Source organism: Microtetraspora malaysiensis (assembly GCF_001528665.1).
Lineage (GTDB): Bacteria > Actinomycetota > Actinomycetes > Streptosporangiales > Streptosporangiaceae > Microtetraspora_A > Microtetraspora_A malaysiensis.
In genome coordinates, this window is the sequence record NZ_BBYJ01000024.1 from 204,867 (window position 1) to 229,763 (window position 24,897).

The window sequence follows — 24,897 nt, forward strand, 5'->3', positions numbered from 1 at the left end:
CGCGCCAGTCCGGCTGTGCCGTGCCGTCAGATCAGCTGGATTCGCACAGCCTCTTGAGCTCGGCCATGTCCGTGTTGATATCCGCAATCACCTGGTTGGGATCGTTGAGGACCATGCCAGTCAGCCGGAAGTTCAGCTCCTGGAATTCGGCGGCCATCCGACTGATCGTCGCCTGCACCACTCCTTGCGCGTCGAGGACCGCGCCCATCAGGTCGCTGTATGTCTGGCGAGCCGCGGCCGCCTGGCTGCTGCGGGTGGTCCCGGCGTTCCGGCGGAATGCGGCCAGCGCCGTCGCCGTCTCGTCGCAGCCGCCGGGCCGGCCCGCCAGCAGCAGCGGGGAGGAATCCGCGACCACTCGCGGGGGGCTGGGCACCGGCGGCTCGGGCGTGCTGGATTCAGGCGTGCTCGACTCAGGCGTGGTGGCCTCGGGCGACGGGCTCGGGTCCGGCGGTGGGGACCAGGTGGTGACCGGATCCGGTTCCGGTGACGACGGCTGCCGGGCCGGCGTGGCGGCTGCCGGGTCGGACTGGGTCTGCGGAGGCGGATCCGGCGGCGCCAGGTAGGCGACCAGCGCGACCACGACGGCCGCCGCACCCGCCAGAGCGCTCACTGCCGCCCAGTTCGGACGCAGGCCGGCTCCTCCACTCGCCGTCGGCCGCCGCGCTGATCCGTTCTCCGTCATGCCCTCATCGTGGCCGAGCTGCCAAGCTCGGTCCAGGATGCCTCCTGATGATCTTCCTGAACGGAACTCGCCTATGAGGGCGGGGGCGGTGAAGCGGACCCGCCCGTTCAGGGCAGGCGGGCGACGAGTGTCTTGGGGGCGATCTGCCGGTAGGCGTCGGTCACGATCTCCCCCACCTCGTCCCAGTCGAGGTCGGGAACGTCCAGATAGACGCCGACCCACCCGCGATGCCCCACATACGGCGGCCGGAAGAACCGCTCGGGGTCTTCTCGCAGAAGCTCCTCCTGCGCGCCGGGAGCGGCCGCGCACCAGAACGCCAGCCGGTCGTCATGGTGATGGTCGGCGAGCATCACGAACATCTTCTTGTCCCTGACGAACCACGTCGGCTCGCCGTGGCTGAGCCGTTCCGTGGTCTCCGGCAGGGCCAGACAGAGCTCGCGCAGCCGTTCCAGCGCTTGCACGGCGGGCCTCCTCATCGGGTGAGCGTGAGCGGGTTGACCAGGTCGGCGTAGACCAGCAGGCCCGTCATGACCATCATCACCAGCGCCATCGCGTACGTCAGCGGCAGCACCTTGGCGATGTCGACGTACTTGGGCTCCGGCCGCCGCATGACCTTGGCGTAGGCCCGCTTGAGCCCCTCCCAGAGCCCGCCCGCGACGTGCCCGCCGTCGAGCGGCAGCAGCGGGATCAGGTTGAACATGCCCATCGCCAGGTTGAAGCCGGCCAGCAGGCTGACGAGGGTGGCGATCTTCTCCTCGTTGGACAAGTCGGAGGCCAGGATCTCGCCGCCCATGCGGCCCGCGCCGACCGCGCCCACCGGGCCCTCGGGATCGCGTTCCTCGCCGGAGAAGGCCGCGTGCCAGACGCCGACCATCTTCTCCGGCAGGTTGAAGATCGAGCCCGCCACCCGGGCCGTCAGCCCGCCCATGTAGCCGATCACCTGGCCGACGCTCTGCTGCTCCATTACCTCGGTGGGCCGCACGCCGAGGAAGCCGACGTTCTTGTCGGTCTTCTCGGGGTCGTCGAGGTTGGGCCGGTCTTGGGCGATGAGCGTGACGTCGAACGTCATCGGTTTGCCGTCGCGAACGATGCCGAGCTTGACCGGGCCCGGGCCGTGGGAGCGGATCAGGCGCTTGGCGTCTTCCCAGGAGCCGATTGTGGCGCCGTCGAAGGAGACCATGTGGTCGCCCGGCTTGAGGCCCGCCTGCGCGGCCGGGGTGGGCTGGTCGCCGGGCTTGCAGGCGGCGCGCTGCTCGGAGACGGGGATCACGCACGTTTCGGTGGTGGGCGCGACGATCGGGGCCTCGGCGGGCAGGCCGATGCCGACAAGCAGGATGGCGGAGAAGACGAACGCGAGCACGAAGTTCATCAGCGGCCCGCCGGACATGATGATGACCTTCTGCCACCACTTCTTGCGGTAGAAGACACGGTCGTCGTCGCCGGGCAGCACGTCTTCCTGCGCGGCGTCGCGGACCGTCTCGATCAGGCCCTGGAACGGTCCGGTGGCGTTGCTCCTGAGCTTGGTGGTGTCGTCACCCGGCCGGGGCGGCAGCATGCCGATCATGCGGACGTAGCCGCCGAACGGGATCCACTTGATGCCGTACTCCGTCTCGCCCTTGCGCCGTGACCAGGCGGTCGGACCGAAGCCGACCATGTACTGGGTCACCCGCACGCCGAAGATCTTCGCGGGCACGAGGTGGCCGATCTCGTGCAGCGCGATGGAGAACATCAACCCCAGGAGGAAGACGACGATCCCCACGACATAGAGCCAGTCCATCGAGGCGCGCTCCAAAGCAGACGAAACGGGGACCGAATGGCCCGGCGGCCCCAGAGTAGTAGAGCTGATCTCCGCGCATGGCTACGAATTCTCCGAAAGCACCGGGATTTCCGTCGGGGGTCAGCGTGGGCGCCGAAGCCTCCGCCAAGGTTCTGCGGACACCCCACCAAGGGATGCGGCGCCCCAGCTCGTTCGGGTCTGTCATGCGACGCGCTCCTTCGCGGTCGCGTCGACACGGGTGCTGTCGCCGACGGCGCGCGGCAGCAGCTGGACGAGCCCGGCGATGGCCAGCGCGACGGCGATCAGGTAGATCAGCCCGTGTTGGAACGCCTGGCCCGCCCCGTCCGGCAGGCTGCCGTAGAACACGATCCCGACGATGCCGACGCCGAGCGCCGACCCGACCTGCTGGGTCGTCGTGAGCACGCCGGCCGCCGACCCGGCGTGGTGCGGCGCGACCCTGGCCAGCACGGTACTCATGATCGGCGCGAGCGCCAGCCCCATGCCGAACCCGTCGACGACCAGCGCCGGCACCAGCCATCCGACCGCCGCTTCCGCGGCCACCATGGCGAGCAGCACCGCCAGGCCGGTGGCCCTGACCAGCCCGCCCAGGGCGATCGCCTGGCGGCCGAACCGCGCGACGAACCTGGGCGCGAGCAGGGAGGCCGCCAGGTAGCCCGCGCCGATCGGCGCGAAGAGCAGGCCGGCCTGCAGCGCGTCCAGCCCGACGCCTCCCTGGACGTACAGGGCGAAGATCAGGAAGTAGGCGGCCATGCCCATGGTGAAGGCCAGTTGGGTGAGCAGGCCGGCGGTGAAGGCCCGCTCGCGGAACAGGGTCAGGTCGATCAGGGGCGACTCGTGCCGTCGCCGGCCGTAGGCGGCGAAGAACGCGACGGCGGCGGCCAGCGACAGCCAGGTCCAGAGCGGCCAGCCCTGCTCGCGCCCCTCGATCAGCGGCAGCAGGATCGCGACCAGGGCCAGCGTGACGAGGGTGGTGCCGCCCAGGTCGAGCCGTGCGGACGTGCCGGAACGGTTCTCGGGGATCAGGCGGCCGGTCAGGGCGAGCGCGGTCACCCCGATCGGCACGTTGATCAGGAAGCATGCCCGCCAGCCGAGCCCGAACAGGTCGGCCTGGATCAGCGCGCCCCCGACGAGCTGACCGAAGACGGCGGCCAGTCCCATGGTCATCGCGTACGCGTTGAGGGCCCGGGCCTGGGCGGGGCCGCTGTAGACGGTTCGCAGGATGGCGAGCACCTGTGGCGTGAGCGCCGCCGCGGCCAGGCCCTGCGCCAGGCGGGCGGCGACCAGCGTGCCGGCGTCAGGGGCCAGGCCGCAGGCGATCGAAGCGAGCGTGAACAGGGCCATTCCGAGGGTGAACATGCGACGTCGGCCGAGGAGGTCGCCGAGCCGTCCGCCGAGGACGAGCCCGGACCCGTAGGCCAGGCCGTACCCGGCGACGACCCACTCGGTCGAGGCGGCGCCGGCGTCCAGATCGGCCTGGATGGCGGGGATGGCGACGTTGACGATGAAGAAATCCAGGATCGTGATGAACACGCCGGTCAGCACGAGAGGCAGGGTGCCCGCCCGGGGCATGGCGACTCCAGTAGATAGAACGATCGGTATATGCGGAGCAATTAGATAGAATGGGTGGTCCACTGTCAACCGCCGGCCAGGATCGGATGTGCGATGAGCAGACCGGGACCCCGCGAACGGCTCCTCGAAGCCGCGAGCGATCTGACCTACGAGCAGGGCGTCCATGTCGGAGTGGACGCGATACTCAAGCGGGCCGACGTCGCCCGGCGTTCGCTCTACCAGCACTTCGGCGGCAAGGATGGGTTGATCGCCCAGACGCTGCGGGAGGCCGGCATCGACGCCCGCTACCGCCGGGTGATGGACGACGCCGGCGACAACCCCCGGGAGCGGATCCTGGCCGTCTTCGACGAGCTGGAGAAGGTCACCACGACACCGTCGTTCCACGGCTGCCGCTACACGGCGGCCGAGCTCGCCCTCACCGACCCTGCTCATCCCGCCCATGCCGAGATCCGCACGTACAAGGATGAGCTGCATCGCATGTTCGCGGCCGAGCTGCGCCGTCATGGTCACCCGGCGCCCGATTTCGGCGCCGACCAACTCCTCGTGCTCGTCGACGGGGTGCTCGCGCACGCCGTCACCCGCCCCGACGCCCATCCGGCGCTGGCCGCGCGGGCCATGGCGGAGCACGTGCTCGATCAGCGAACAGACTGAGCGAACGCGTTTCGGACATATTCAAGGCCCCGCGTCCGCGATATCACCCTGTTCAGGGGCATCACCTCCAATAGCGGCCCATGCATACGACCGGCGTCGGCGGAGGTGACGATGGCCCGGCTGAGCGATTTCCTGCAGCGGTTCCGTCCTGCCGTGGTACCGGGCGCGGCGGCGCCGTCGGCGGTTCCGGCCGACTACGCCGCGGACCAGAGCGCCGAGCTCGACATGGTCTTCTCCGCCCTCGCGGAAGTGCGGTCCGCGTGCGCCGCCGAGCGCTCCCGGGCGGAACGGCGCGCCGAGGAGATCCGGGAACAGGCCCGCGCCCAAGCCGCCGCCGTCATCTCGGCGGCCCGGCGGGCGGCCGAGACCGAGAGAGCACGGGCCTCGGCCGCCGCACTGCGAGAGGCCGACGAGGAGAGCCGGGCCGCCACCCGCGCCGCCGAGCGGGCCGCGGGCGATGTCCGCGCGCGGGCCGCGGCCCGGATACCGGACGAGGTGGCACGAATCGTCGCCCAGGTCAAGACGCTGGCCGGTGATCCGTCATGACCGCCGCCTGGGTCGCCGGATCGACGCGGGCCAGAACCCTGGCCCGCCGGGGGGTGGGCCGGGCCGCCGCCCGCCGAGTCGCGGCCTGCCCCTCGGCCGGCGAGGCGGTTTCCATGCTGGCCGGCACCCCCTACGGGCACGACGTACGGCGCGGCCAGAGCCTGGCCGAGGCCCAGTGGGCGGTGCTCGCCACGCTGCTGTGGCATCTGCGCGTGCTCGCCGGCTGGCTTCCCCGGGAGGGCGGGCAGGCGATCCGCGTCCTGGTCCGGTGGTTCGAGATCGCCAACGTGGACGAGCTCATCTGCCGGCTGTCCGGTGTGCCCGCCGACCCCGAGTTCGTCCTCGGCTCGGCGGGTACGGCGTGGCCGCGCCTGCGGCGGTGCGCCTCGCTCGCCGAACTCCGGACGACGCTGGCCGCCTCCGCGTGGGGGGATCCGGGCGGCGCGGGCCGCCGGGAGATCCAGCTCGGCATGCGCGTCGCCTGGGCCGGGCGGGTCGCCGACGCGGTACCCGCCGCCCGCGCGTGGGTCCTGGGCGCGACGGCGCTGCTGGCCGCCCGCGAGCGGCACGCCGAGGCCCGTGACCTGCCGGTCGGGGTCCGGGAGCGCTGCCGGGCGCTGCTCGGCGCCGGGGCCGTCGAGGCGGTCTCACTCCCGGAGATGGCCGAGCGGCTGGCCCCGACCGCCCGCTGGGCGCTGCGCGACATCGACGACCCCCTGCGCCTGTGGGAGGGCGAGGAACGCTGGTGGACGAGGGTCGAGGAGGACGGCCGCGACCTGCTCGCCGGCTCGGGGTTCTCCATGGGCCCTGTCCTGGGCGCCGCCGCCATGCTCGCCGCGGACGCCCGGCGGGTCCGCGCCGCGCTCGAACTCGCCGCGCGAGGTGGTGACCACGATGCCCTCGTCTGACCTGGCCGCACGGCGGGGTTCGCGGGCGAGGCGGCGATCATGAGCTGGCGCGACGCCCTGCGTCCGATACGCATGGAGCGGGTCGCGATCGCGGCCCCCGTGGACTCCTTGCCCGAAGTGCTCGCCGAGGTGGCGGACGCGGGAGCGGTGGAACTCGCCACACCGCCGGACGCGTCCGCGGAGACCGTGGCGAAGGCGGCCGTGGTCCGCGACGGTGTCGCGGCGCTCGCCGGCTGGATGCCCGCCGAGGCGGTCCCCGAACTGTCGAAGCGGCTGGCCCCCGCCGGTGGCGCCGCCGTCGCGATCGCCCGGCCGAGGGGGGTCGAGGCGCCGTCGCTGCTCCGGTCGCGGGGCGTGCGCGGCTCCCTGTCCCCGCTCGTCGCCACGTACGGGACGGTGCCGTACACCGACATCGATCCCACGCCGCTCGCGGCGAGCGCGTACGTCCTGATGTTCGGCATGATGTTCGGCGACGTCGGGCACGGGCTGCTGGTGCTCTGCGCCGCGGCGGGGCTGTACTTCGGTCGTCCGCGATGGTTGGGCCGCTTCCGCCGGGCCTGGCCGTTCGCCGCCGGAGCCGGCCTGGCGAGCGTGCTCTTCGGCCTGCTCTACGGCGAGTTCTTCGGGCCGACGGGCGTCGTACCGGTGCTCTGGCTGGAGCCGCTCGCGCATCCGGTCCCGCTGCTGCTCGCCGCCGTCGGCGCGGGCGCGCTGCTGCTCGGCGCCGCGTACGTGCTGGGCATCGTGAACCGGTGGCGCGAAGGCGGCGTGCGGGTCGCGCTCTACTCCTCCGCCGGGATCGCGGGGGCGGCGGTTTTCCTCGGGTTCGGGCTGGGGTTCGCGGGCTGGTACTCCGGGTTGGGCGATCTCGTGGTGGCCGGCGGCCTGGTCGCGGCCGTGGGTCTCGCGCTGGCGTTCGCCGGTTTCCTGGCCGAGGCCGGCGGTGGCGCCGGCGGGATTCTCCAGGCCGCCATGCAGATCGTCGACGTGGTCGTGCGGCTGGGCGCGAACGTGGCGTCGTTCGCCCGGCTCGCCGCCTTCGGGCTCACCCACGCGGCCATCGGGGCGATCGTCTGGACCGGCGCCACCGCTCTGTGGCCCGGCCACCCCGTCGGGGCCGCGGCGGTGTTCGTCGTGGGAAACGCGCTCGCCCTCACGATCGAGGGGCTCGTGGTGGGCATCCAGGCCCTGCGCCTGGAGTACTACGAGCTGTTCTCCCGGCTTTTCCAGGTCGAGGGGCGCCCGTTCCGCCCCTGGCGTCTTCCGCCGACATCCGGGGAGGCGATGTCATGTCCATCTGGGTCAGACGAGGCCTGCACGCCGTGAACGCCGCCATCGCGCTCGTCGCGTTCACCCTTCTGGTGTGGGCCCTGACCACCTCGGGCGCGCAGGGCTCCGCGTCCGCCGCGCCGGCGGCGTCCGGCGGTTGGGCGGCGCTGCTCGGCGCGGCCATCGCGGTCGCCGGCTCGGGGATCGGCGCCGGCATCGCCGTCGCCTACACGGGAGGCGCGGCCCTGGCCGCGATGAGCGAGCGGCCGGAACTGTTCGGCCGGGCGATCGTCATCGTCGGCCTGGCCGAGGGCATCGCGATCTACGGGTTGGTCATCGGCATCATCCTCGTCGGGCGGGCGTGACCGGCCGTGGCGGCCATCGCGATCATCGGGGAGGCCGTCCGCGTGGCCGGGTACGGCCTGGCCGGGGCGCTCGTCCTGCCCGCCGAGAACGCCGGCGAGGTCCGTACGGCGTGGCAGGGCCTGGGGCCGGATGTGGCCGTGGTGATCCTCACCCCCGCGGCGGCCGCCTCCCTCGGCGACCCAGGCGGCGGGCCGCTGCGGGTGGTGATGCCGGCGTGACCGGGATCACGGACGCGCTGGCGCCCGTGTCCACGGCCCTGCTGCGGCGGGCACGGCTCGACGCGGACGCGCTGCTCGACGCGGCCGGGGACGACGCCGCGCGGACGTTGGCCGCCGCCCGGCGGACGGCGCAGGACATGATCGACGAGGCCCGCGAGAGCGGGACGGCGGAGGCCCGGGCCCGGGCGGACGCCGTACGGGTCCGGGCCGGGCGGCACGCGCGCGGCATCGAGCTGGCCGCCCGGCGGGAGGTCCTGCTGGAGCTGCGCAGGCGCGCGGTGGCGGCGGTTCTGGCGCTCCGGGACGACCCCTGCTATCCCCGCCTGGTCGAGCGCCTTCGCGAGTTGGCTCGCGAGTCGGGCGGCGCGGACCTGATCGTGCGCGAGCATCCCGACGGCGGCGTCGTGGGGGAAGGGCGGGGCCTCCGCGTCGACTGCTCGCTCGGCGCGCTCGCCGGCCGAGCCGTCGACGCGCTCGGAGCGGAGGCGGAACGGCTGTGGGCACGGTGACGCGGGTCAACGGGCCGCTGGTCGAGGTCGACGGTCTCGCCGGAGCGGCGATGTACGAGCTGGTCGACCTCGGACCCCACCGGCTGCCCGGCGAGGTCGTCTCCCTGCGCGGCGGCCGGGCCACCGTCCAGGCCTACGAGTACACCGGCGGGCTGGCTCCCGGTCACCCCGCCGAACGCCGGGGGGCGCCCCTGTCGGCCCTGCTCGGCCCCCACCTGCTCGGCGGGGTGTTCGACGGCCTGCTCCGCCCTCTCAGCGGCGCTGGCCTGTGGCTGGACCCGGCCGCGCCGCGGCCGGTGGGTGCCGGCCGTTCCCGGCGGTTCACCCCGCTGGTCGAGCAGCGGGCACTGACGGGGAGAGGAACGGCCATCGGCCGCGTCGAGAGCGGCACGTCGCCCCCTTATCTGGTGCTGTCGCCGGGCGGCGAGGTCTCCGCGATCCGGGACGCGGGCCCCTGCCCGGCGCGGGCCCCGGTCGCGGTCGTCGGCGGTGTCGAGGTCACCCTGGAGAGTGAGCGGCCGGTACGGCAGGCGCTGCCGTACTCCGCGCGTCTCGACGAGGTGGTCCCCCTCACGACCGGCCAGCGGGTGATCGATCTGCTCCTGCCGGTCTCCCTCGGCGGCACGGTGGCCGTTCCCGGCGGGTTCGGCACCGGCAAGACCGTGCTCCTCCAGCAGATCGCGAAATGGTGCAACGCGGACGTGGTGGTGTACATCGGCTGCGGGGAACGCGGCAACGAGATGGCCGACGTCGTCGCCGAGCTGGCCCGGCTGTCCGACCCGCGGACCGGAGGGCGGCTCGCGGACCGGACCGTGGTGATCGCCAACACGTCCAACATGCCGATGATGGCCCGGGAGTCCAGCGTGTACACCGGCGTCACGGTCGCCGAGCACTTCCGGGACATGGGCTACGACGCGGTGGTCATCGCGGACTCGACGTCCCGGTGGGCCGAGGCCCGGCGTGAGCTCGGCTCCCGCAGCGGAGCGCTGCCCGCCGAGGAGGGGTATCCCGCCGATCTCGCCTCCGCGCTGGCGGCCTTCTACGAGAGGGCGGGCCGTGTCACCACGCTCGGCGGCGGCACCGGCTCGGTGACGATCATCGGCGCCGTCTCGCCGCCCGGAGGCGACATGACGGAGCCGGTCACCACGCTCACCCAGCGGTTCGTACGGTCCCAGTGGACGCTCGATCGCGACCTCGCCTACGCGCGCCACTATCCCGCGGTGTCCTGGAGCGGCTCCTTCGCCCGTGACGCCGACTCCCTGATGGCCGGGACCCCGGAGGGCGCGGCGCGACGGGCGCGGATGGCGGGGCTGCTGGCCGAGGCGGACCGCCTGTCCACGCTGGCCGAGCTGGTCGGGACCGGGACGCTCCCTCCGCACGAACGCGTGGTCCTGCTCGGCGGCCGGCTGGTCCGCGAGGGCTTCCTCCAGCAGAGCGCGCTCAGTCCCGCCGACGCCTTCTGCCGTCCCGAGCGCACCGCCGCGCTCGCCGACGCGCTTCTCGCGGTCGTCGACGGCTGCCAGGCCCTGGTCGGGCGCGGGGTGCCGGTGGCCTCGATCGAGGTCCGCGACTTCTCCCCCGTGCTGCGGGCGAAGGACGCGCCGGAGGAGGAGATTCCCGCGCGGCGCGACACCGTACTGGGCGAGTTGGAGGAGGCGCGATGACGTCCTGGGCTCCGGTGGAGTACACCGACGTGGCGGAGCTGCGCGGCCCGCTGATCGTGGTCCGGGGCGTGCGCGGCGTCGGCTGGGACGAGTACGCGTCGATCGAGCTGGAGACGGGGCAGCGCAGGCACGGCCTGGTGCTGGAGGCCGACCGCGACCTGGCCGTCGTCCAGGTCTTCGAAGGGACCGCGGGGCTGCGGGCCGAGGGCATCCGGGTGGCCTTCGCCGGGTGCCCGCTCCGGATCCCGGTGGGCGCGGGCTGGCTGGGCAGGGTGTGCGACGGGCGCGGCCGGCCGCTGGACGGCGGGCCTCCCGTCTTCGGCACGGCCGACGCCGCGGTGACCGGCTTCCCGCTCAACCCGACCCGGCGCGAGCCTCCTTCCGAGCCCGTGCTCACGGGTGTGTCCGCCATCGACGCCCTCACCACGCTGGTCCGCGGGCAGAAGATCGCCGTGTTCTCCTCCGGCGGCCTTCCCCATCTGGAGCTCGCCGCGCAGATCGCCGCGCAGGCCCACACCGACGGCACGCCGTTCAGCGTGGTCTTCGCCGCCATCGGGTTGACCCATGCCGACGCGGCGACCGTACGGGACACCTTGGAGGAGCGTTCGGCGGCCGGGGAGCTGACGCTGCTGCTCAATCTCGCCGACGACCCGGTGATCGAGCGGGTGCTCACCCCGCGGCTCGCCCTGACCGTCGCCGAGCATCTCGCCTTCGTTCTGGGACGGCACGTCCTCGTGGTGCTGGCCGACATGACGAGCTACTGCGAGGCCCTGCGGGAGGTGTCCTCCGCGCGTGGTGAGATCCCGGCGCGGCGGGCGTACCCCGGCTATCTGTACAGCGATCTCGCCTCCCTGTACGAGCGGTGCGGGCGGGTGCCGGGCCTGCCCGGCTCGGTGACCGTGCTGCCGGTGCTCACCATGCCCGCGGGGGACATCACGCATCCGGTGCCCGACCTCACCGGATACATCACGGAGGGCCAGATCCTGCTGACCCGGGACGTCCCGGTCTATCCGCACATCGACCCGCTCTCCTCGCTGTCGCGGATGATGCGGGCGGGAGTCGGGCCCGGCCGGACCCGGCCCGAGCACATGGATCTGGCCGCCCAGATCCTCGCCGCGCTGGCCCGGGCCCGGCAGGCGGCGGAGCTCGCCGAGATCGTCGGGGAGGGCGCGCTCGGCGACACCGACCGGCGCTATCTCGCCATGGCGGACGCGTTCACGCGGCGGCTGCTGGGCCAGCGGCGGGACGAGGCGCGTTCCCTCGACGAGACCTTCGCGCGGGCCTGGAAGGTCGTCTCCGTGCTGCCCCGGCGGGAGCTCTCCATGCTGTCGCCGGCGGCGCTCGACGCGGGATACCGGGAGGGGCTCGACGCGGGGCACCGGGAGGAGACGTGACGGTCAAGGTTCCGCCCGGACGCGCCGGTCGTCTGTGGCTCCGGCACCGCCTCGCCGCCCTGCGGCACGGGCTGGCCGTCCTCGACCGCAAGCGGCGCGTCCTGCGGCGGGAGCGGGACCGTCTCGTGCGGCTCGCGGCGCGTACCGGCGCGGAATGGGAGGCGGCGTGCCGGGAGGCCGACACCCGGCTGCTGCGCGCCTCGCTGCTGGGCGGCCGCCGGGCGATCCGGCTCGCCGGTGGCGGCCCGCTCGCCGAGGTGCGGGTGGAGTGGATCGACGCCATGGGGACGAGCTATCCGGGGAGGTCCGCCTTCGGCCCGCCCGCGCCGGTCGCGTCGCCTCCGCTCGCGGTCACGGCGGCGCTCGTCCCGGCCAGGGAGGCCTGCCTCGCCGCCCTGCGCGCCGGGGTCGAGCACGCGGTGGCCGCGGAGGCCGCGCGGATCGTCACCGCGGAGGAGGCGATGACCGGCCGGCGGATCCGGGCGCTGCGCGACGTCCTCCTCCCCCGTCTCGAGGAGGCGCTGGCCGCGGTGGAGCTGGCCCTCGACGAGATGGAGCGAGCCGACGGCGCACGGGTCCGCCGTGCCCTGGCCCGCCGCCGAGACTCGTGATCACTCGGGCCCCGCTCGGCCGCACGGTCCCCGGCAGGCGGTGACCCCCTCCCGGGCCGGCGGACACGCTCGCGCCGCCAAGGTCACGAACGACGGCCGAAAGCCTGCACAAACGAGGACTTTTGGCCATATCCAGGAGCATCAGGCCTGAATGGGGATAAAAAGGGATATAAGTCACACTGTCTGGAGTGTGAGGGGGAACGCCGTGATGGACGTCGTGACGCGGTCGCTGGAGCCGCTCATCGCGGCTCTGCGGGCCGCCGGCTACACCGTCGTCGGCCCCACGGTCAAGGACAGGGCGATCCGGCTCACCGAGATCTCCTCCGCCGCGGAACTGCCCGACGGAACGGGTGATGTCCAGGAGCCCGGAAACTACCGGCTGACGGAGCGGGACGACGGCATGGTGTTCGGCTACGCGGCGAGCCCCGACTCCGCCAAGCGCTTCACCCAGCCGCCCCGCCAGACGCTGATCCGGTCGCGCGGCCAAGTGATCGAGGAGGTGGAGCCGGAGGCGCCCCGGATCGCGCTGCTCGGACTGCGCGCCTGCGACCTTGCCGCGATAGCCGTACAGGATCGGGTGTTCCTCGGCGGCAGGCACCCCGATCCGGCCTACCGCCGGCGGCGGGAGGCGCTCTTCCTGATCGCCGTGAACTGCGCGGTGCCCGGCGGCACCTGCTTCTGCGTCTCCATGGGGACCGGGCCGAAGGCGACCGCCGGGTTCGACCTCGCGCTCACCGAGCTGGCGGCGCCGCACCGGTTCCTGATCGAGACGGGGAGCGAGCGCGGTGCGCGGATCGTGGCGGCGATCCCCCATCAGGCGGCCACCGGCGACGATGTCGCGGCGGCCGATGAGGTCTCCCGTACCGCCGCCGGCCGGATGGGGCGCACGGTCGACACCGAGGGCGTTCAGGAGTGGCTGCCCGCCGCCCACGACCACCCGCGCTGGGACGACGTGGCCTCCCGCTGCCTGGCGTGCACGAACTGCACGATGGCCTGCCCCACCTGCTTCTGCAGCACCGTCGAGGACGTGACCGACCTCTCCGGAGACGTCGCGGAACGGTCCGAGCGGTGGGACTCCTGCTTCACGCTGGACTTCTCCGAGGTCGGCGGCTCGCCGGTGCGCGGCTCCCAGCGGGGCCGGTACCGGCAGTGGCTGACCCACAAGTTCGCCACCTGGTACGACCAGTTCGGCACATCCGGCTGCGTGGGCTGCGGCCGGTGCATCACCTGGTGCCCGACCGGCATCGACGTGACCGAGGAGCTGTCGGCCATCCGCTACGGCACCGAGGGGCCGTCATGCATCCGATGACGCCCGTGCCGTACCGGGTGCGATCACGGCGTCCCGACCGAGCCGACACCGTCACCCTGGCGCTGGAGCCGTTGAGCGGGCCGTGCCCGGGCTTCCTGCCTGGCCAGTTCACGATGATCTACGCCCGCGGCGTCGGCGAGATCCCGATGTCGATCAGCGGCCGGGGCCGCACCGGAACGCTGGTACACACGATCCGAGCCGTGGGCGCGGTCAGCCGGGCCCTGTGCCGTAAGCGGCCCGGCGACCTTGTGGGAGTCCGCGGCCCGTACGGCACCGCCTGGGACGTTCCGGGGGCGGCCGGGCTGGACGTGGTCGTGGTGGCGGGCGGGCTCGGCCTCGCGCCGTTGCGCACAGTCGTCCGTGAGCTGATCGCCCACCGGTCGCGGTTCGGCCGGATCAGTGTGATCGCCGGCACGCGAACCCCGATGACCCTGCTCTATCCGCGGGAGCTGGCCCGCTGGCGGGACGCGCACGACATCGACGTCCAGGTCACCGTGGACCATCCTGACCCGGCGTGGAAGGGCCCGGTGGGCCTGGTCACCCGGCTGATCGACCGGATCGTCTTCGAGCCGCGCCGTACCGCGTCGTTCGTGTGCGGGCCGGAGGCGATGATGCGGGCCGTGGCCGACGACCTGCTCCGGCGCGGCGTCCGGCCGGAGCGGGTGGTGCTCTCCCTCGAACGCAACATGAAGTGCGGGGTCGGCCGGTGCGGCCACTGCCAGCTCGGCCCGCTCCTGCTCTGCCTGGACGGCCCCGTGCTGGGGTACGACCGGGCGGCCGGACTCCTCGCGGTGAAGGAGCTGTGATGGACGCGCGGCAGACAGGACGACGCCCTCGGCTGGCGGTGTGGAAGTTCGCCTCCTGCGACGGCTGCCAGCTCACGCTGCTCGACTGCGAGGACGAACTGCTGTCGATCGCGGCCGAGATGGAGATCGCCTACTTCCTGGAGGCGTCCAGCGCCCCCGGACCGGGCCCGTACGACCTGTCCCTGGTGGAGGGGTCGATCACCACACCGGAGGACGCGGAGCGCATCCGGCACGTGCGCCGGGTCTCCAGACGCCTGGTGACGATCGGGGCCTGCGCGACCGCGGGCGGCATCCAGGCCCTGCGCGACTTCGCCGACGTGCGGGAGTTCACCTCCGTGGTGTACGCGCGGCCGGAGTACATCGCCACGCTGGAGCGGTCGACGCCGATCTCGGCCAACGTGCCGGTGGACTTCGAGCTGCGCGGCTGCCCGATCGACAAACGCCAGCTCCTGGAGGTCATCACGGCGTTCCTCGCCGACCGTCGTCCCGTCGTGCCCGGGCACAGCGTGTGCGTCGAGTGCAAGGCCCGGGGCAACGTCTGCGTCCTGGTGGCCCACGGCACGCCCTGCCTCGGCCCGGTCACCCAGGCGGGCTGCGGCGCGCTGTGCCCGGCGTACAACCGGGGCTGCTACGGCTGCTTCGGCCCCGCCGAGACCACGAACTCGGGGGCGTTGAACGCGAAGCTGCGCGCGCTCGGGATGAGCGACCCCGACCTGGTGCGTGTCTACCGCACGTTCAACGCGACCGAGGAACCTTTCCGGCGGGCGTCCGAGGAGGCCGAAGGTGACGCATAAGACGATCAGACTCGGCGGCCTGTCCCGCGTCGAGGGCGAGGGAGCACTGCTGGTACGCGCCCGCGACGGCGTCGTCACCGATCTCCAGCTCAAGATCTACGAGCCGCCCCGCTTCTTCGAGGCGCTGCTGCGCGGGCGCTCGTACGAGGAGCCGCCCGACATCACCGCGCGCATCTGCGGCATCTGCCCTGTGGCGTACCAGATGAGCGCCTGCCAGGCGATCGAATCGGCCTTCGGCGTGGAGGTGACCGGGCCGCTGCGCGATCTACGGCTGCTGCTCTATTACGGCGAATGGATCGAGTCGCACGCGCTGCACATCTTCCTGCTGCACGCGCCCGACTTCCTCGGCTACGAGAGCGGCGTGGCGATGGCCGCCGACCACCGCGACCACCTGGAACGCGGGCTGGCTCTGAAGAAGGCGGGAAACGAGCTGGTGGCGACCCTCGGAGGCCGCGCCATCCACCCGGTCAACGTACGGGTGGGCGGCTTCTACCGGGTGCCCCGGCCCCGCGAGCTCGCCCCGCTCGCCGAGGGGCTGCGCCGGGCCCGCGAGCACGCGCTCGACACGGTGCGCTGGGTCGCCGGGTTCGACTTCCCCGATATCGAACACGACTACCGCTTCCTGGCCCTGCGGCACCCGGGCGAGTACGCCATACTCTCCGGCTCTCCGGCCGTCAGCGACGGCACCGCCTTCCCGGTCACGGACTGGCCCGCCCACGTGGTGGAGGAACAGGTCCCGCGCTCCACCGCGCTCCACGCCCGGCTGGACGGGACCGGCGGCTATCTGACGGGCGCCCTCGCCCGCTACGCGCTCAACTCCGAACGCCTCTCCCCGCTGGCCCGCTCGGCCGCGCGCGAGGCGGGGCTCGGTCCGATCTGCCGCAACCCGTTCCGCAGCATCGTCGTCCGCGCGGTCGAGGTCGTCCACGCCTGCGACGAAGCGCTGCGGATCATCGAGGGTTACACCGAACCCGACGTGCCGGCCGTCCCGGTCGACCCGGTCGCGGGCGTCGGCCACGGCGCGTCGGAGGCGCCGCGCGGCACGCTGTACCACCGGTACCGCGTCGACGAGGCCGGGCTGATCGCCGAGGCCGACATCGTTCCGCCGACCGCGCAGAACCAGGTCCGCATCGAGATGGACCTGCGCGCGCTCATCGAGCCCCACCTCGACCTTCCCCAGGCGGAACTGGCCGCGCTCTGCGAACGCGCGGTGCGCAACCACGATCCGTGCATCTCCTGCTCCGCCCACTTCCTGGAGCTGCGCCTCGATGCGCGGTAGGACCGTGGTGATCGGCCTGGGCGGCGACGCCCGGGGCGACGACGCGGCGGGCCTGGAGGTCGTCCGATCGCTCCGCGGAACGCTCCCCTCCTCCGTCGTCCTCACCGAGAGCTCCGGAGACCCCATGCAGGTGGTCACGGCATGGAGCGGCGCCGACCTGGCGATCGTGATAGACGCGGCCTCCTCGGGCGCGGCGCCGGGCACCGTTCACCGCGACGCCCGGCCCCGGGCCACCGCATGGCGGCGCAGTTCCCACGCCCTCGGGCTGGCGGACGCGATCGCGCTCGGGAAGGCTCTCGACCGGCTCCCAGGCGAGCTGCTCGTCTTCGGGATCGAGGGCGGCGACTTCGGCCTCGACGCCCCCGTCACCCCGCCCGTCCGGGCGGCGATCCGCGAGACGGCCGACGCCATACGGCAGCGGCTCGGCTGAAAGGGCGCCGGCGTCCAGGTTGAGTCGCCGGTTCTTCACTCGGTTTGTCACCGATGCCGTCAGTGGCACCCCATGTCGCCCGCGACCTTGTTCAGAACGGCGCGTTTGATCGCCGCGTACTCGGCGTCGGAACCTGAGGCGAATACGTGCACGAACCTGGCGGCACCGCCGTCGCCGCACACCAGACGTGTCGCGGCGTCGCGGTCGTAGCGGAGGTCCTCGCGCGTCAGCTCCAAGGGCCGGCCAGGCGACACCCGCACGGTGGCGCGAACGCCGTCCGGCGAGAAGGCGTTCAGAATCGCTTCGTCGTGCAGGACGACAGCCGAGAACAGACCCAGGTCGTGCTCGTCGTCGCCATCGCCGAGGGCTGTACACCGGGCGACAGGGCCCTCGCCGAAGACGCCGAGCTGCGCCAGATCACTGTTCTTCTTCCGCACGGTCGCGGGTAGCTCCACCCCGCAGGGTGATTCGCCCGGGGCGAGGTGCACGGCCTCCATCCCGGACCAGTCGAAGGTTCCGGGATCGGGGAACGGCGTGCCGCCGCACTTGGCGATCCTCGCGTTGCCGACGGCGAGCAGGGTCTTCGCGGCGAAGTCCGCGGCGCCGCGCCGCTCCGACGCCGCGCCGGGGACGTTGACGTTCACAAGTTCGTTCCCGCACGGGGGCAGATAGAGCCAGCCGTCGACGCGGTCGCCGCCGGGCTTGATCATCCCTGGCAGGCCGTGGCCCAGCGGGACGATGCCGCGCGTCCACCACAGATGGGTCTTGAGTGGCGTCTTCATCACGGTGGTGCTGAGCCGCCAGTCGCCGGTCTCGACGGTGCACTCCGCGTCACCCCATTGGTCCTCCCCCTCGGTGACCTCCCAGGACGTGTCGCCGGGTGGTGCCGCTTCCGACAGCAGTGACCGGTCTATGGAGTTCCAGCACGACAGGTCCGGCAGCGCGCCGCTCCACGGCCACGCCCGGCTCACCGTCGCCCAGGCCACCGCGAGTAGCGCCACCGTCCCCAGCGTGACCGCGGTCCACAGAGCTTTGGTACGCCGGGTGCTGCGGTCCATGTCTCCCCATTGATCCGATTTGCGGAGATATGTGAACCTAGCCGAAAACCCTGACGTGTCTACCAACCAGGACAACTCACCCGGGCCCACCAGGCGTTCAAGGAGATTCAGCCTGGTGGGCGATCACGGTTCTCGCGTTCGGCCCAGGCGGGCCACAGCCGCCGGGCCACCTCGGGATCGAGCCGGCCGCCCAGGTGCATCGATCTCCACACGCCCCGATAGCCGGGCAGCACTCCCGAGGCAACGAGCACATGTCCGGCGATCAGCGGGGTGACCACGTAGGTCGCCCACCTGTGTACCCGATCGAGGACGGCGAAGACCGGGCCTCCGTGGAGCAGGACGAGCCCGAGCCCGGTGCCGACCAGCACGGCGAGACCCATGACCATCACGACGTTGAGCAGGCGCTGGCCAGGGTCGAAATGGCCGTCGTGATGGGCGAATCGTCCGGTGAACACGGCCCGCGGCCAGCGGGCGAGCCAGCGCGCGTCGCCGGGCCGCCACCTGAGGGACTCCGCGACGAAGGTCCGCACCCCTTTCCTGCCCAGGACGACGCCGATGAGGACGAGCACGGCCAGCGCCCAGCCGACGCCGCGGTGCAGGGTGGTGTCCGGCGTGCCGAAGAGCGTCGCCAGGGGGCTGGGCGTGCCCTCATTCCCGGCGATCAGCCGCCAGCCGGTCGCCAGCAGGACGAGGACGGTGAGGTAGACGGCAGCGTGGAACCACCGAGTCCGGCGATCGTTCCGTTCCACACTCGGCCGAGAGCGCCCGGCCGGGCGCCGCCGCGTGGCCATCCCGCTCAGTATCCTCCGCCGTAGCCGCTGTAACCACCGTCGCTGCCACCGCTGTCGCCGCCGCTCGGCGCGGTGGCGGCACCCGCGCCGCCGGACGCGGTGACGTTGACGGTGATCTGAGCGGACGCGCCCGCCGGTGAGTGATCGGCGTGCTGCAGGGTCACCCCTACCATGTGCTTGCCCGGCGGCAGGTCCTGGATGGTGAAGCTCGGGGAGGTCACCACCGTGTAGTCGGCGGTGTCCTGGTCCGTGAAGACGTGCACGTGTTCGCGGCCGGAGTCGGGCGGCCCGATCGGCACGCTGGTGGTGAACCGCAGCGTGAACGGCATGGACACGTCGGCTCCGTCGGCCGGCGAGGTGATGGTGACCTTGGGTCCGCCGGCCCCTCCGTCCGCCGCGCCGTCCGCCGTACCGTTCGCGCCGCAGGCCGCGAGCAGCATGCTCAGCGCCAGGGCCCCTGCCACGGACACGGGGCGCGCGATCGAACTTTTCATCATGGTGATCTCCTCGCTCGGAAACTCCCGTACGGCAGTAGTACGCAGGAGAACACCGCAAAAGATTCCTCGAATGAGGATGAAACCAAATATGACTCTTTTCCGTATTACAGGCAGTGGGCGCTTTCTGATGAATCCCTGTTAGCCGGTATGGCGTCGGGCGATACCGAGGCCGCGACGGTATTCGTCCGCCGCTATCAGGCACGGGTCTTCGGTCTCGCCCGCACCATCCTCGAAGAGGACACGACGGCCGAGGAGGTGGCCCAGGAGGCGTTCATTCGCGCCTGGCGACACGCCGGGGTCTATGACGCGCGCAAGGGCAGAGTGGCGACCTGGCTGTTCACCATCACCCGCAACCTCGCCATCGACGCGCTGCGCGTACGGCGTGAGCATCCTGTGGACCCGGGACGGCTGTTGGCGGCGCTGACCACCGCGGAACCGGCGGACGATCCGCCGGAGAACGAGGAACTCGCACGACAGGAACTCCGCAACCTCCCGATCGAACAGGCAAGGGCCGTCACCCTCATGGTCTTCTACGGGATGACCGGCAAGGAGATCGCCAAGCTGGAAGGAATCCCGCTGGGAACCGTCAAGACGCGTATTCGCAGGGGCCTCGCCCGGCTGCGCGAGCGACTGGAGTTGAACGATGACTGACGATCGGGAGTGCGAGCAGACGAGGGAGCTCATCCCGGAACTCGCCGCCGACGTCGCCTCCGGTGACGAGCGTGCCGCGACACTGCGGCACGTGGCGGCCTGCCCCGCGTGCCAGCGGCGGCTGGACGACTCGGCCGCCATGGTGGACCGGCTCGTCGCCCTGGCTCCCCCGCACGAGCCTCCCGTGGGTTTCGAGGCCCGCGTGCTCGCCGAGATCGCTCCGCGGCGACCGCGTACGTCACGCCGGCGCTGGACCGCGGTGCGTGCCGCCATCGCTCTGGCGGTGTCCGCGGTGGTGGCCGCGGCGCTGTCCGCCGGCGTCGTATGGCAGGCGACCGCGGGCGACAGGGGGCTCGCCAGGGACTACCGCAACACTCTGACTGTGGCGGACGGCCGCTATCTCACGGCCGCCGTGCTGTATGCCTCGCATGAGCGGGTGGGGCATGTCTTCGGCTACCAGGGTTCCCCGAGCTGGCTGTTCGTGACCGTCGACTCACGCCTCGAATCGGGCACTTACGACGTCTCGCTCGTGACACGCGACGGCCACCAGGTCCGCGTCGGCTCCATGACGATCACGAACGGCCGTGGATCCTGGGGCGTGACGATCGTTCAGCCCATAGCGCAGGTGGCCCGGGTGATGTTCAAGGGAAACGGCACGGCCGAGATGACGGCGAAGTTGCACTAAGCCGAACTCGGCCCGAGGTAGTGCCCGAGGTAGGCCTCCCCTTCGAGCCACAACCGCGGGCTCAGCCGACGGGAGCGCCGAACCACGTGGGCAGCCGGCTGAGCAGATCCTGCTGATCGTCACCGGCCCACGCCACGTGGCCGTCCGGCCGCAGCAGCACCGCGGGTACGTCCAGTTCCTCGCTGGTGTCGACGACGTGGTCGACCCGATCTGCCCACCCCGCCACCGAGAGCCGGCCGGTCTGGTCGAGCAGCAGCCCGCGGCCTCCGCGCATCAGCTCGTAGAGGCGTCCCCGCTTCAACCCCACGTCCCGCATCCGCCGGCCGAGCAGCTCATGTCCCTCGCCGAAGTCGTAGCGGACTCCGATCGCGGTGATCTTCTCGATCAGGTACCGGTTCACCTCCTCGAAGTCCATCAGTTCCCCCAGCAGCCGGCGCACCGCCTGGGGCCCCGGCTCGAGGGACATCAGCTCGGACTGCGCGCGGGTGCTGTTCAGCACGTCGGCGGCCACCGGGCGCCGTTCGGCGTGGTAGCTGTCCAGCAGCCCCTCCGGCGCCCGGCCGCCGACCTCGGCAGCCAGTTTCCACCCCAGGTTGAACGCGTCCTGGACGCCGAGGTTGAGCCCCTGCCCGCCCATCGGCGGGTGGATGTGCGCCGCGTCGCCGGCCAGCAGCACCCGGCCGACCCGGTAGCGCTCGGCCAGCCGGGTGGCGTCGCCGAACCGGGAGAGCCAGCGCGGTGAGTGCGCGCCGAAGTCGGTGCCGGCGAACACCCGCAGCCGCTTCTTGACCTCCTCCAGGGTCGGCGGGACCGTGCGGTCCTCGGCCACCCCCTCGGCGGGCACGACGGCGCGGTACACCCCGTCCCCGATGGGCCCGACGCCGAACCCACGATGGGTCTTGCGGACTTCCGCGACGATGGCGGCGACCGTCGCCGGGTCCTCGGTCACCTGCATCTCGCCCAGCAGCCACTCGGCACTGGCGGGCTCGCCGGGGAAGCCGACACCGAGCAGCTTGCGCACCGTGCTGCGGCCGCCGTCACAACCGACCAGGTAGCGCGAGCGCAGCCGCGTGCCGTCGGCCAGCTCGGCGGTCACCCCGTGGTCGTCCTGGCTCAGCCCGACCAGCTCGCAGCCGCGCCGGATCTCGGCGCCGAGCTCGGCGGCGTGTTCGGCCAGCAGGCGATCGGTGACGGTCTGCGGGATGCCGAGAATGTACGCATGCGCGGTGTCCAGCCTGGCCGGGCTCGGCTTGGCGATACCGGCGAAGTAACCACCGAGCGCATGCTTTTGGCCGTACGCGAGGAATCGCTCCAGCAGGCCGCGCTGGTCCATCACCTCGATGCTGCGTACGTGCAGGCCGAGCGAACGGGCGATTCTGGTCGGCTCCGCGTCCTTCTCCAGCACGAGCACGTCCACACCGTGCAGCCGCAATTCGCCGGCCAGCATCGAGCCGGTCGGTCCGCCACCGGCAATGATCACGTCGAACACGAGAATCCCCCATTCACCAAGGTTGCGTCTCCGAACGGCTGCTCCGCGTGGTTCGGCGACGCACGGCCCGCGAGCACACGTATGTCGCGGATTTCCGTAGGTTCTGGCTCCAGCCGGAGATTCTGCGGCACGACCGGGGGCTTGCCACAAGCCCCCCAGTGCGGCATAAATTGAAAGTGGCAGGGAGTTCGTGAACTCCTTGCCTTTTCCGTCTGCCATGAACGCGGCGGCCGCCGGTGGCCGTGCGGTCACTGTGCGGTGACTGTGCGATGACCGCGCCGGCGCGGGGCTCACCCGCGATTGATCGGCTCGGCCTCTACGGCATGAACCCGGAGCGCCGGGCGACGATCACGGTCTCCATCCGGCTGTGCGTGCCGAGCTTGCGCATGATGGTGCGCAGGTAGCTCTTGACCGTCTCGGGAAGAATGCCGAGGCGGCGGCCCGTCTCGGCGTTGCCGCACCCCACCGCGACCAGGGCCAGCACGTCCAGCTCCCGCGGCGACAGCGGGTTCTCGCGAAGGGGCCGGCCGTTGGAGCCCGCCAGCCGGTCGCAGGCGTCCTGGAGGCGCAGACGGAGTGCGGGGTCGGCGATCTCCTGCGCGATCGACCGCAGCTGGGCGTGCACCTGGCGGACTTCCTCCCACTCCGGGGCGGTCGGCGCCTCACGCGCCGCGCGGGTGATCGCGGCCGTCTCCAGTTCGACCATCCGGCGCTCGACCTCGCGCCGCACGGTCAGCTCGATGCCCATGCGGAGTGCGACCTGCGTCATGGCGTCCAGCACGCGGGTGCTGAGCGACAGCGACTCGCGGATCCCGCCGTACAGGACCCCGAACACCGAGCCGTCGATCGTGACCGGCACGGCCGCGATCGCCCGCATCCCTTCGGCGATCACGGGCCTGTCGTACTCGTGGCTGATCCGCAGGTCGGTGAGGTAGTCGTCGACGCTGCCGGGGCGCGCGGTGACGAGCACCCGGCCGCCGAGTCCGTTGCCGGCGCCGATGACCAGGCCGCGCAGGGCGCCGGTCAGCGTCCCGGTGAACTCCGTGAGCCGTACGTCCCGCCGCCCGGGTGACACCGCACCGCCGAACGCGACGGGGAGTCCCGTGACCCGGCGCATCCTCGCCAGGGCGGTGTGCAGCACCTCGCGTTCGTGTTCCGGGTTGCTGACCGGTGCGTGTGTTACGGCCATACCACCGGAATGTAATGAGGTTTGCCGGTCGGAGCCATCCCCCGAACGGGGGTAGTGGTCCTCGGCGTCCGCGCCGATGCTGCGTCCATGCGCGACTTACTTCTCTCGTACTCCTCCGGCACTTCGGACGTCTCTCTGCTCGGGGAGACGATCGGGGAGAACCTCGAACGCACCGTGGCGCGCTTCGGTGATCGCGAGGCGCTGGTGGACGTGGCGACCGGGCGCCGCTGGACGTACGCCGAGTTCGACACCGCGGTGAACGAGGTCGCGCTCGGGCTGATGGCCCGCGGCATCGCCAAGGGCGACCGGGTCGGCATCTGGGCGCCCAACTGCGCCGAATGGGTGCTCGTCCAGTACGCCACCGCGAAGATCGGCGCGATCCTCGTCAACGTCAACCCGGCGTACCGCAGCCACGAGCTCGCCTACGTGGTGCGTCAGTCCGGCATGCGGCTGCTGGTCAGCGCGGTCGCGTACCGGAGCAGCGACTACCGGGCGATGATCGCCGAGATCGGGTTCGCGGACGTCGTGTTCATCGGCGAGCGCGGATGGGACGACCTGGTCGAGAGCGGCAGGCGGAGCGACCCGGCCGCCCTGCGGGAACGCGCGACGACGCTGACCTTCGACGACCCGATCAACATCCAGTACACCTCGGGCACCACCGGCTTCCCCAAGGGAGCCACGCTGTCGCACCACAACATCCTGAACAACGGCTACTTCGTGGGCGAGCTGGTCGGCTACACCGAGGCCGACCGGGTCTGCCTGCCGGTCCCGCTGTATCACTGCTTCGGGATGGTCATGGGCAACCTGGGCATCACCTCGCACGGCTCGTGCATCGTGCTTCCCGCGCCCGGCTTCGACCCCGAGCTCACGCTGCGCGCCGTCGAGCAGGAGCGCTGCACCTCGCTGTACGGCGTGCCCACCATGTTCATCGCCGAGCTCGGTCACCCGGACTTCGCCGCCTTCGACCTGTCCAGCCTGCGTACCGGGATCATGGCCGGTTCGCCCTGCCCGGTCGAGGTGATGAAGCGCGTCGTCGCCGAGATGAACATGAGCGAGGTGGCGATCTGCTACGGCATGACGGAGACGTCTCCGGTGTCGACGATGACGCGGCGCGACGACGGGCTGGCCCGCCGTACCGAGACGGTCGGCCGTGCCATGCCGCACATCGAGGTCAAGGTCGTCGACCCTGTGTCGGGGCTGACGCTGCCGCGTGGCGAGACCGGGGAGCTGTGCACCCGGGGGTACTCGGTCATGCTCGGATATTGGGAGCAGCCGGACGCCACGGCCGAGGCGATCGACACCGCCCGCTGGATGCACACCGGCGATCTGGCCGTCATGGACGCCGAGGGGTACGTCAACATCGTGGGCCGGATCAAGGACATGGTGATCCGCGGCGGCGAGAACATCTACCCGCGCGAGATCGAGGAGTTCCTCTACACCCATCCCGACATCGCCGACGTCCAGGTGATCGGCGTGCCGGACGAGAAGTACGGTGAGGAGCTCATGGCCTGGATCGTCATGCGGCCGGGAACCTCGCCGCTCACCGGCGCACAGGTCAAGGAGTTCTGCGGGGGGCGGCTCACCCACTACAAGATCCCGCGCTACATCCATGTCGTGGACGCGTTCCCCATGACGGTCACGGGAAAGATCCGCAAGGTGGAGATGCGCGAGGCCGCCGTCGAGATCCTCGACCTGCACGACGCGGCCCGCATCCGCAACGCGTGATCGCTCCGG

At 72.0% G+C, this 24,897-nt stretch carries 27 protein-coding genes; 18 read left to right on the plus strand and 9 right to left on the minus strand.

Going from position 1 to position 24,897, the window contains the following annotated elements; all coding sequences use genetic code 11:
* Positions 1-31: 31 nt before the first annotated feature.
* From AWQ71_RS29360 to AWQ71_RS29375, 4 genes are all read right to left on the minus strand, one after another.
* Entirely contained in the window at positions 32-682 is a 651-nt protein-coding gene (locus AWQ71_RS29360; RefSeq protein WP_157570645.1) for a hypothetical protein, read from the minus strand.
* 107 nt (positions 683-789) lie between these two features.
* On the minus strand, positions 790-1,143 hold the full coding sequence (locus tag AWQ71_RS29365) for an MmcQ/YjbR family DNA-binding protein (RefSeq protein WP_067138827.1): 354 nt from the start codon (positions 1,141-1,143) through the stop codon (positions 790-792).
* 11 nt (positions 1,144-1,154) lie between these two features.
* A complete protein-coding gene (locus AWQ71_RS29370) occupies positions 1,155-2,459 on the minus strand; it encodes a M50 family metallopeptidase (RefSeq protein WP_067138829.1) in 1,305 nt (434 codons plus the stop codon).
* Positions 2,460-2,660: 201 nt separating this feature from the next.
* The gene (locus tag AWQ71_RS29375; RefSeq protein WP_067138831.1) at positions 2,661-4,049 is read right to left on the minus strand and encodes an MFS transporter; all 1,389 of its coding nucleotides are present in this window, start codon (positions 4,047-4,049) and stop codon (positions 2,661-2,663) included.
* Positions 4,050-4,142: 93 nt separating this feature from the next.
* Here AWQ71_RS29375 and AWQ71_RS29380 point away from each other — a divergent pair, with 93 nt between their 5' ends.
* The 15 genes from AWQ71_RS29380 (at position 4,143) to AWQ71_RS29450 (ending at position 16,803) form a co-directional block, all read left to right on the plus strand.
* A complete protein-coding gene (locus tag AWQ71_RS29380; RefSeq protein ID WP_067138833.1) occupies positions 4,143-4,700 on the plus strand; it encodes a TetR/AcrR family transcriptional regulator in 558 nt (185 codons plus the stop codon).
* Between the two features lie 111 nt (positions 4,701-4,811).
* Positions 4,812-5,246 carry a hypothetical protein gene (locus AWQ71_RS29385; protein ID WP_067138834.1) on the plus strand — a complete coding sequence of 145 codons (435 nt, stop codon included), beginning with the start codon at positions 4,812-4,814 and terminating at the stop codon, positions 5,244-5,246.
* Positions 5,243-6,154 (plus strand): hypothetical protein, encoded by a 912-nt coding sequence (locus tag AWQ71_RS29390; RefSeq protein ID WP_067138835.1) that lies wholly within the window; start codon positions 5,243-5,245, stop codon positions 6,152-6,154. Before AWQ71_RS29385 ends, AWQ71_RS29390 begins: the two co-directional genes overlap by 4 nt.
* Before the next feature lie 39 nt (positions 6,155-6,193).
* A complete protein-coding gene (locus tag AWQ71_RS29395; RefSeq protein WP_067138836.1) occupies positions 6,194-7,480 on the plus strand; it encodes a V-type ATPase 116kDa subunit family protein in 1,287 nt (428 codons plus the stop codon).
* Positions 7,444-7,788, plus strand: a complete 345-nt coding sequence (locus tag AWQ71_RS40710) for an ATP synthase subunit C (protein WP_084259418.1) — start codon at positions 7,444-7,446, stop codon at positions 7,786-7,788. Before AWQ71_RS29395 ends, AWQ71_RS40710 begins: the two co-directional genes overlap by 37 nt.
* Before the next feature lie 6 nt (positions 7,789-7,794).
* Entirely contained in the window at positions 7,795-8,007 is a 213-nt protein-coding gene (locus AWQ71_RS42040; protein ID WP_067138837.1) for a hypothetical protein, read from the plus strand.
* On the plus strand, positions 8,004-8,516 hold the full coding sequence (locus AWQ71_RS29410) for a hypothetical protein (protein ID WP_067138838.1): 513 nt from the start codon (positions 8,004-8,006) through the stop codon (positions 8,514-8,516). The genes AWQ71_RS42040 and AWQ71_RS29410 overlap by 4 nt, the downstream gene beginning before the upstream one ends.
* Entirely contained in the window at positions 8,504-10,180 is a 1,677-nt protein-coding gene (locus AWQ71_RS29415) for a V-type ATP synthase subunit A (RefSeq protein WP_067138839.1), read from the plus strand. Before AWQ71_RS29410 ends, AWQ71_RS29415 begins: the two co-directional genes overlap by 13 nt.
* Complete coding sequence (locus AWQ71_RS29420; protein WP_067138840.1) at positions 10,177-11,574, plus strand: V-type ATP synthase subunit B; 1,398 nt, start codon at positions 10,177-10,179, stop codon at positions 11,572-11,574. Before AWQ71_RS29415 ends, AWQ71_RS29420 begins: the two co-directional genes overlap by 4 nt.
* Positions 11,571-12,185: a V-type ATP synthase subunit D gene (locus AWQ71_RS40715; RefSeq protein WP_169806660.1), complete on the plus strand. Its 615-nt coding sequence runs from the start codon at positions 11,571-11,573 to the stop codon at positions 12,183-12,185. Before AWQ71_RS29420 ends, AWQ71_RS40715 begins: the two co-directional genes overlap by 4 nt.
* A gap of 208 nt (positions 12,186-12,393) precedes the next feature.
* Complete coding sequence (locus AWQ71_RS29430) at positions 12,394-13,494, plus strand: 4Fe-4S dicluster domain-containing protein (RefSeq protein WP_067138842.1); 1,101 nt, start codon at positions 12,394-12,396, stop codon at positions 13,492-13,494.
* Complete coding sequence (locus AWQ71_RS29435) at positions 13,482-14,300, plus strand: FAD/NAD(P)-binding protein (protein ID WP_218002011.1); 819 nt, start codon at positions 13,482-13,484, stop codon at positions 14,298-14,300. The genes AWQ71_RS29430 and AWQ71_RS29435 overlap by 13 nt, the downstream gene beginning before the upstream one ends.
* Positions 14,300-15,094, plus strand: coding sequence for an NADH-quinone oxidoreductase subunit B family protein (locus tag AWQ71_RS29440; RefSeq protein ID WP_067138844.1), 795 nt, complete (start codon positions 14,300-14,302; stop codon positions 15,092-15,094). The genes AWQ71_RS29435 and AWQ71_RS29440 overlap by 1 nt, the downstream gene beginning before the upstream one ends.
* Positions 15,084-16,373: a Ni/Fe hydrogenase subunit alpha gene (locus tag AWQ71_RS29445; RefSeq protein ID WP_067138846.1), complete on the plus strand. Its 1,290-nt coding sequence runs from the start codon at positions 15,084-15,086 to the stop codon at positions 16,371-16,373. The genes AWQ71_RS29440 and AWQ71_RS29445 overlap by 11 nt, the downstream gene beginning before the upstream one ends.
* Positions 16,363-16,803: a hydrogenase maturation protease gene (locus tag AWQ71_RS29450; protein ID WP_067138848.1), complete on the plus strand. Its 441-nt coding sequence runs from the start codon at positions 16,363-16,365 to the stop codon at positions 16,801-16,803. Before AWQ71_RS29445 ends, AWQ71_RS29450 begins: the two co-directional genes overlap by 11 nt.
* Before the next feature lie 59 nt (positions 16,804-16,862).
* Here the strand turns inward: AWQ71_RS29450 and AWQ71_RS29455 are convergent, their stop codons facing one another.
* From AWQ71_RS29455 to AWQ71_RS29465, 3 genes are all read right to left on the minus strand, one after another.
* Positions 16,863-17,861, minus strand: a complete 999-nt coding sequence (locus AWQ71_RS29455) for a hypothetical protein (RefSeq protein WP_067138850.1) — start codon at positions 17,859-17,861, stop codon at positions 16,863-16,865.
* 107 nt (positions 17,862-17,968) lie between these two features.
* Positions 17,969-18,610, minus strand: coding sequence for a cytochrome b/b6 domain-containing protein (locus tag AWQ71_RS29460; protein ID WP_218002012.1), 642 nt, complete (start codon positions 18,608-18,610; stop codon positions 17,969-17,971).
* Between the two features lie 47 nt (positions 18,611-18,657).
* Positions 18,658-19,149: a hypothetical protein gene (locus tag AWQ71_RS29465; protein ID WP_067138854.1), complete on the minus strand. Its 492-nt coding sequence runs from the start codon at positions 19,147-19,149 to the stop codon at positions 18,658-18,660.
* 147 nt (positions 19,150-19,296) lie between these two features.
* Between AWQ71_RS29465 and AWQ71_RS29470 the strand changes: the two genes are divergently transcribed.
* Together AWQ71_RS29470 and AWQ71_RS29475 are read left to right on the plus strand one after the other, a co-directional pair.
* A complete protein-coding gene (locus tag AWQ71_RS29470; RefSeq protein WP_067138856.1) occupies positions 19,297-19,800 on the plus strand; it encodes an RNA polymerase sigma factor in 504 nt (167 codons plus the stop codon).
* Positions 19,793-20,485, plus strand: coding sequence for an anti-sigma factor family protein (locus AWQ71_RS29475; protein WP_067138858.1), 693 nt, complete (start codon positions 19,793-19,795; stop codon positions 20,483-20,485). The genes AWQ71_RS29470 and AWQ71_RS29475 overlap by 8 nt, the downstream gene beginning before the upstream one ends.
* A gap of 61 nt (positions 20,486-20,546) precedes the next feature.
* Here AWQ71_RS29475 and rox read toward each other — a convergent pair whose 3' ends face one another.
* Together rox and AWQ71_RS29485 are read right to left on the minus strand one after the other, a co-directional pair.
* The gene (rox, locus tag AWQ71_RS29480) at positions 20,547-21,974 is read right to left on the minus strand and encodes a rifampin monooxygenase (RefSeq protein WP_067138860.1); all 1,428 of its coding nucleotides are present in this window, start codon (positions 21,972-21,974) and stop codon (positions 20,547-20,549) included.
* Positions 21,975-22,290: 316 nt separating this feature from the next.
* Positions 22,291-23,163, minus strand: coding sequence for a LuxR C-terminal-related transcriptional regulator (locus tag AWQ71_RS29485; RefSeq protein WP_067138862.1), 873 nt, complete (start codon positions 23,161-23,163; stop codon positions 22,291-22,293).
* Between the two features lie 87 nt (positions 23,164-23,250).
* On the opposite strand from AWQ71_RS29485, the gene AWQ71_RS29490 reads away from it, so the two are divergent.
* Positions 23,251-24,888 (plus strand): AMP-binding protein, encoded by a 1,638-nt coding sequence (locus AWQ71_RS29490; protein ID WP_067139051.1) that lies wholly within the window; start codon positions 23,251-23,253, stop codon positions 24,886-24,888.
* Positions 24,889-24,897: the final 9 nt, after the last annotated feature.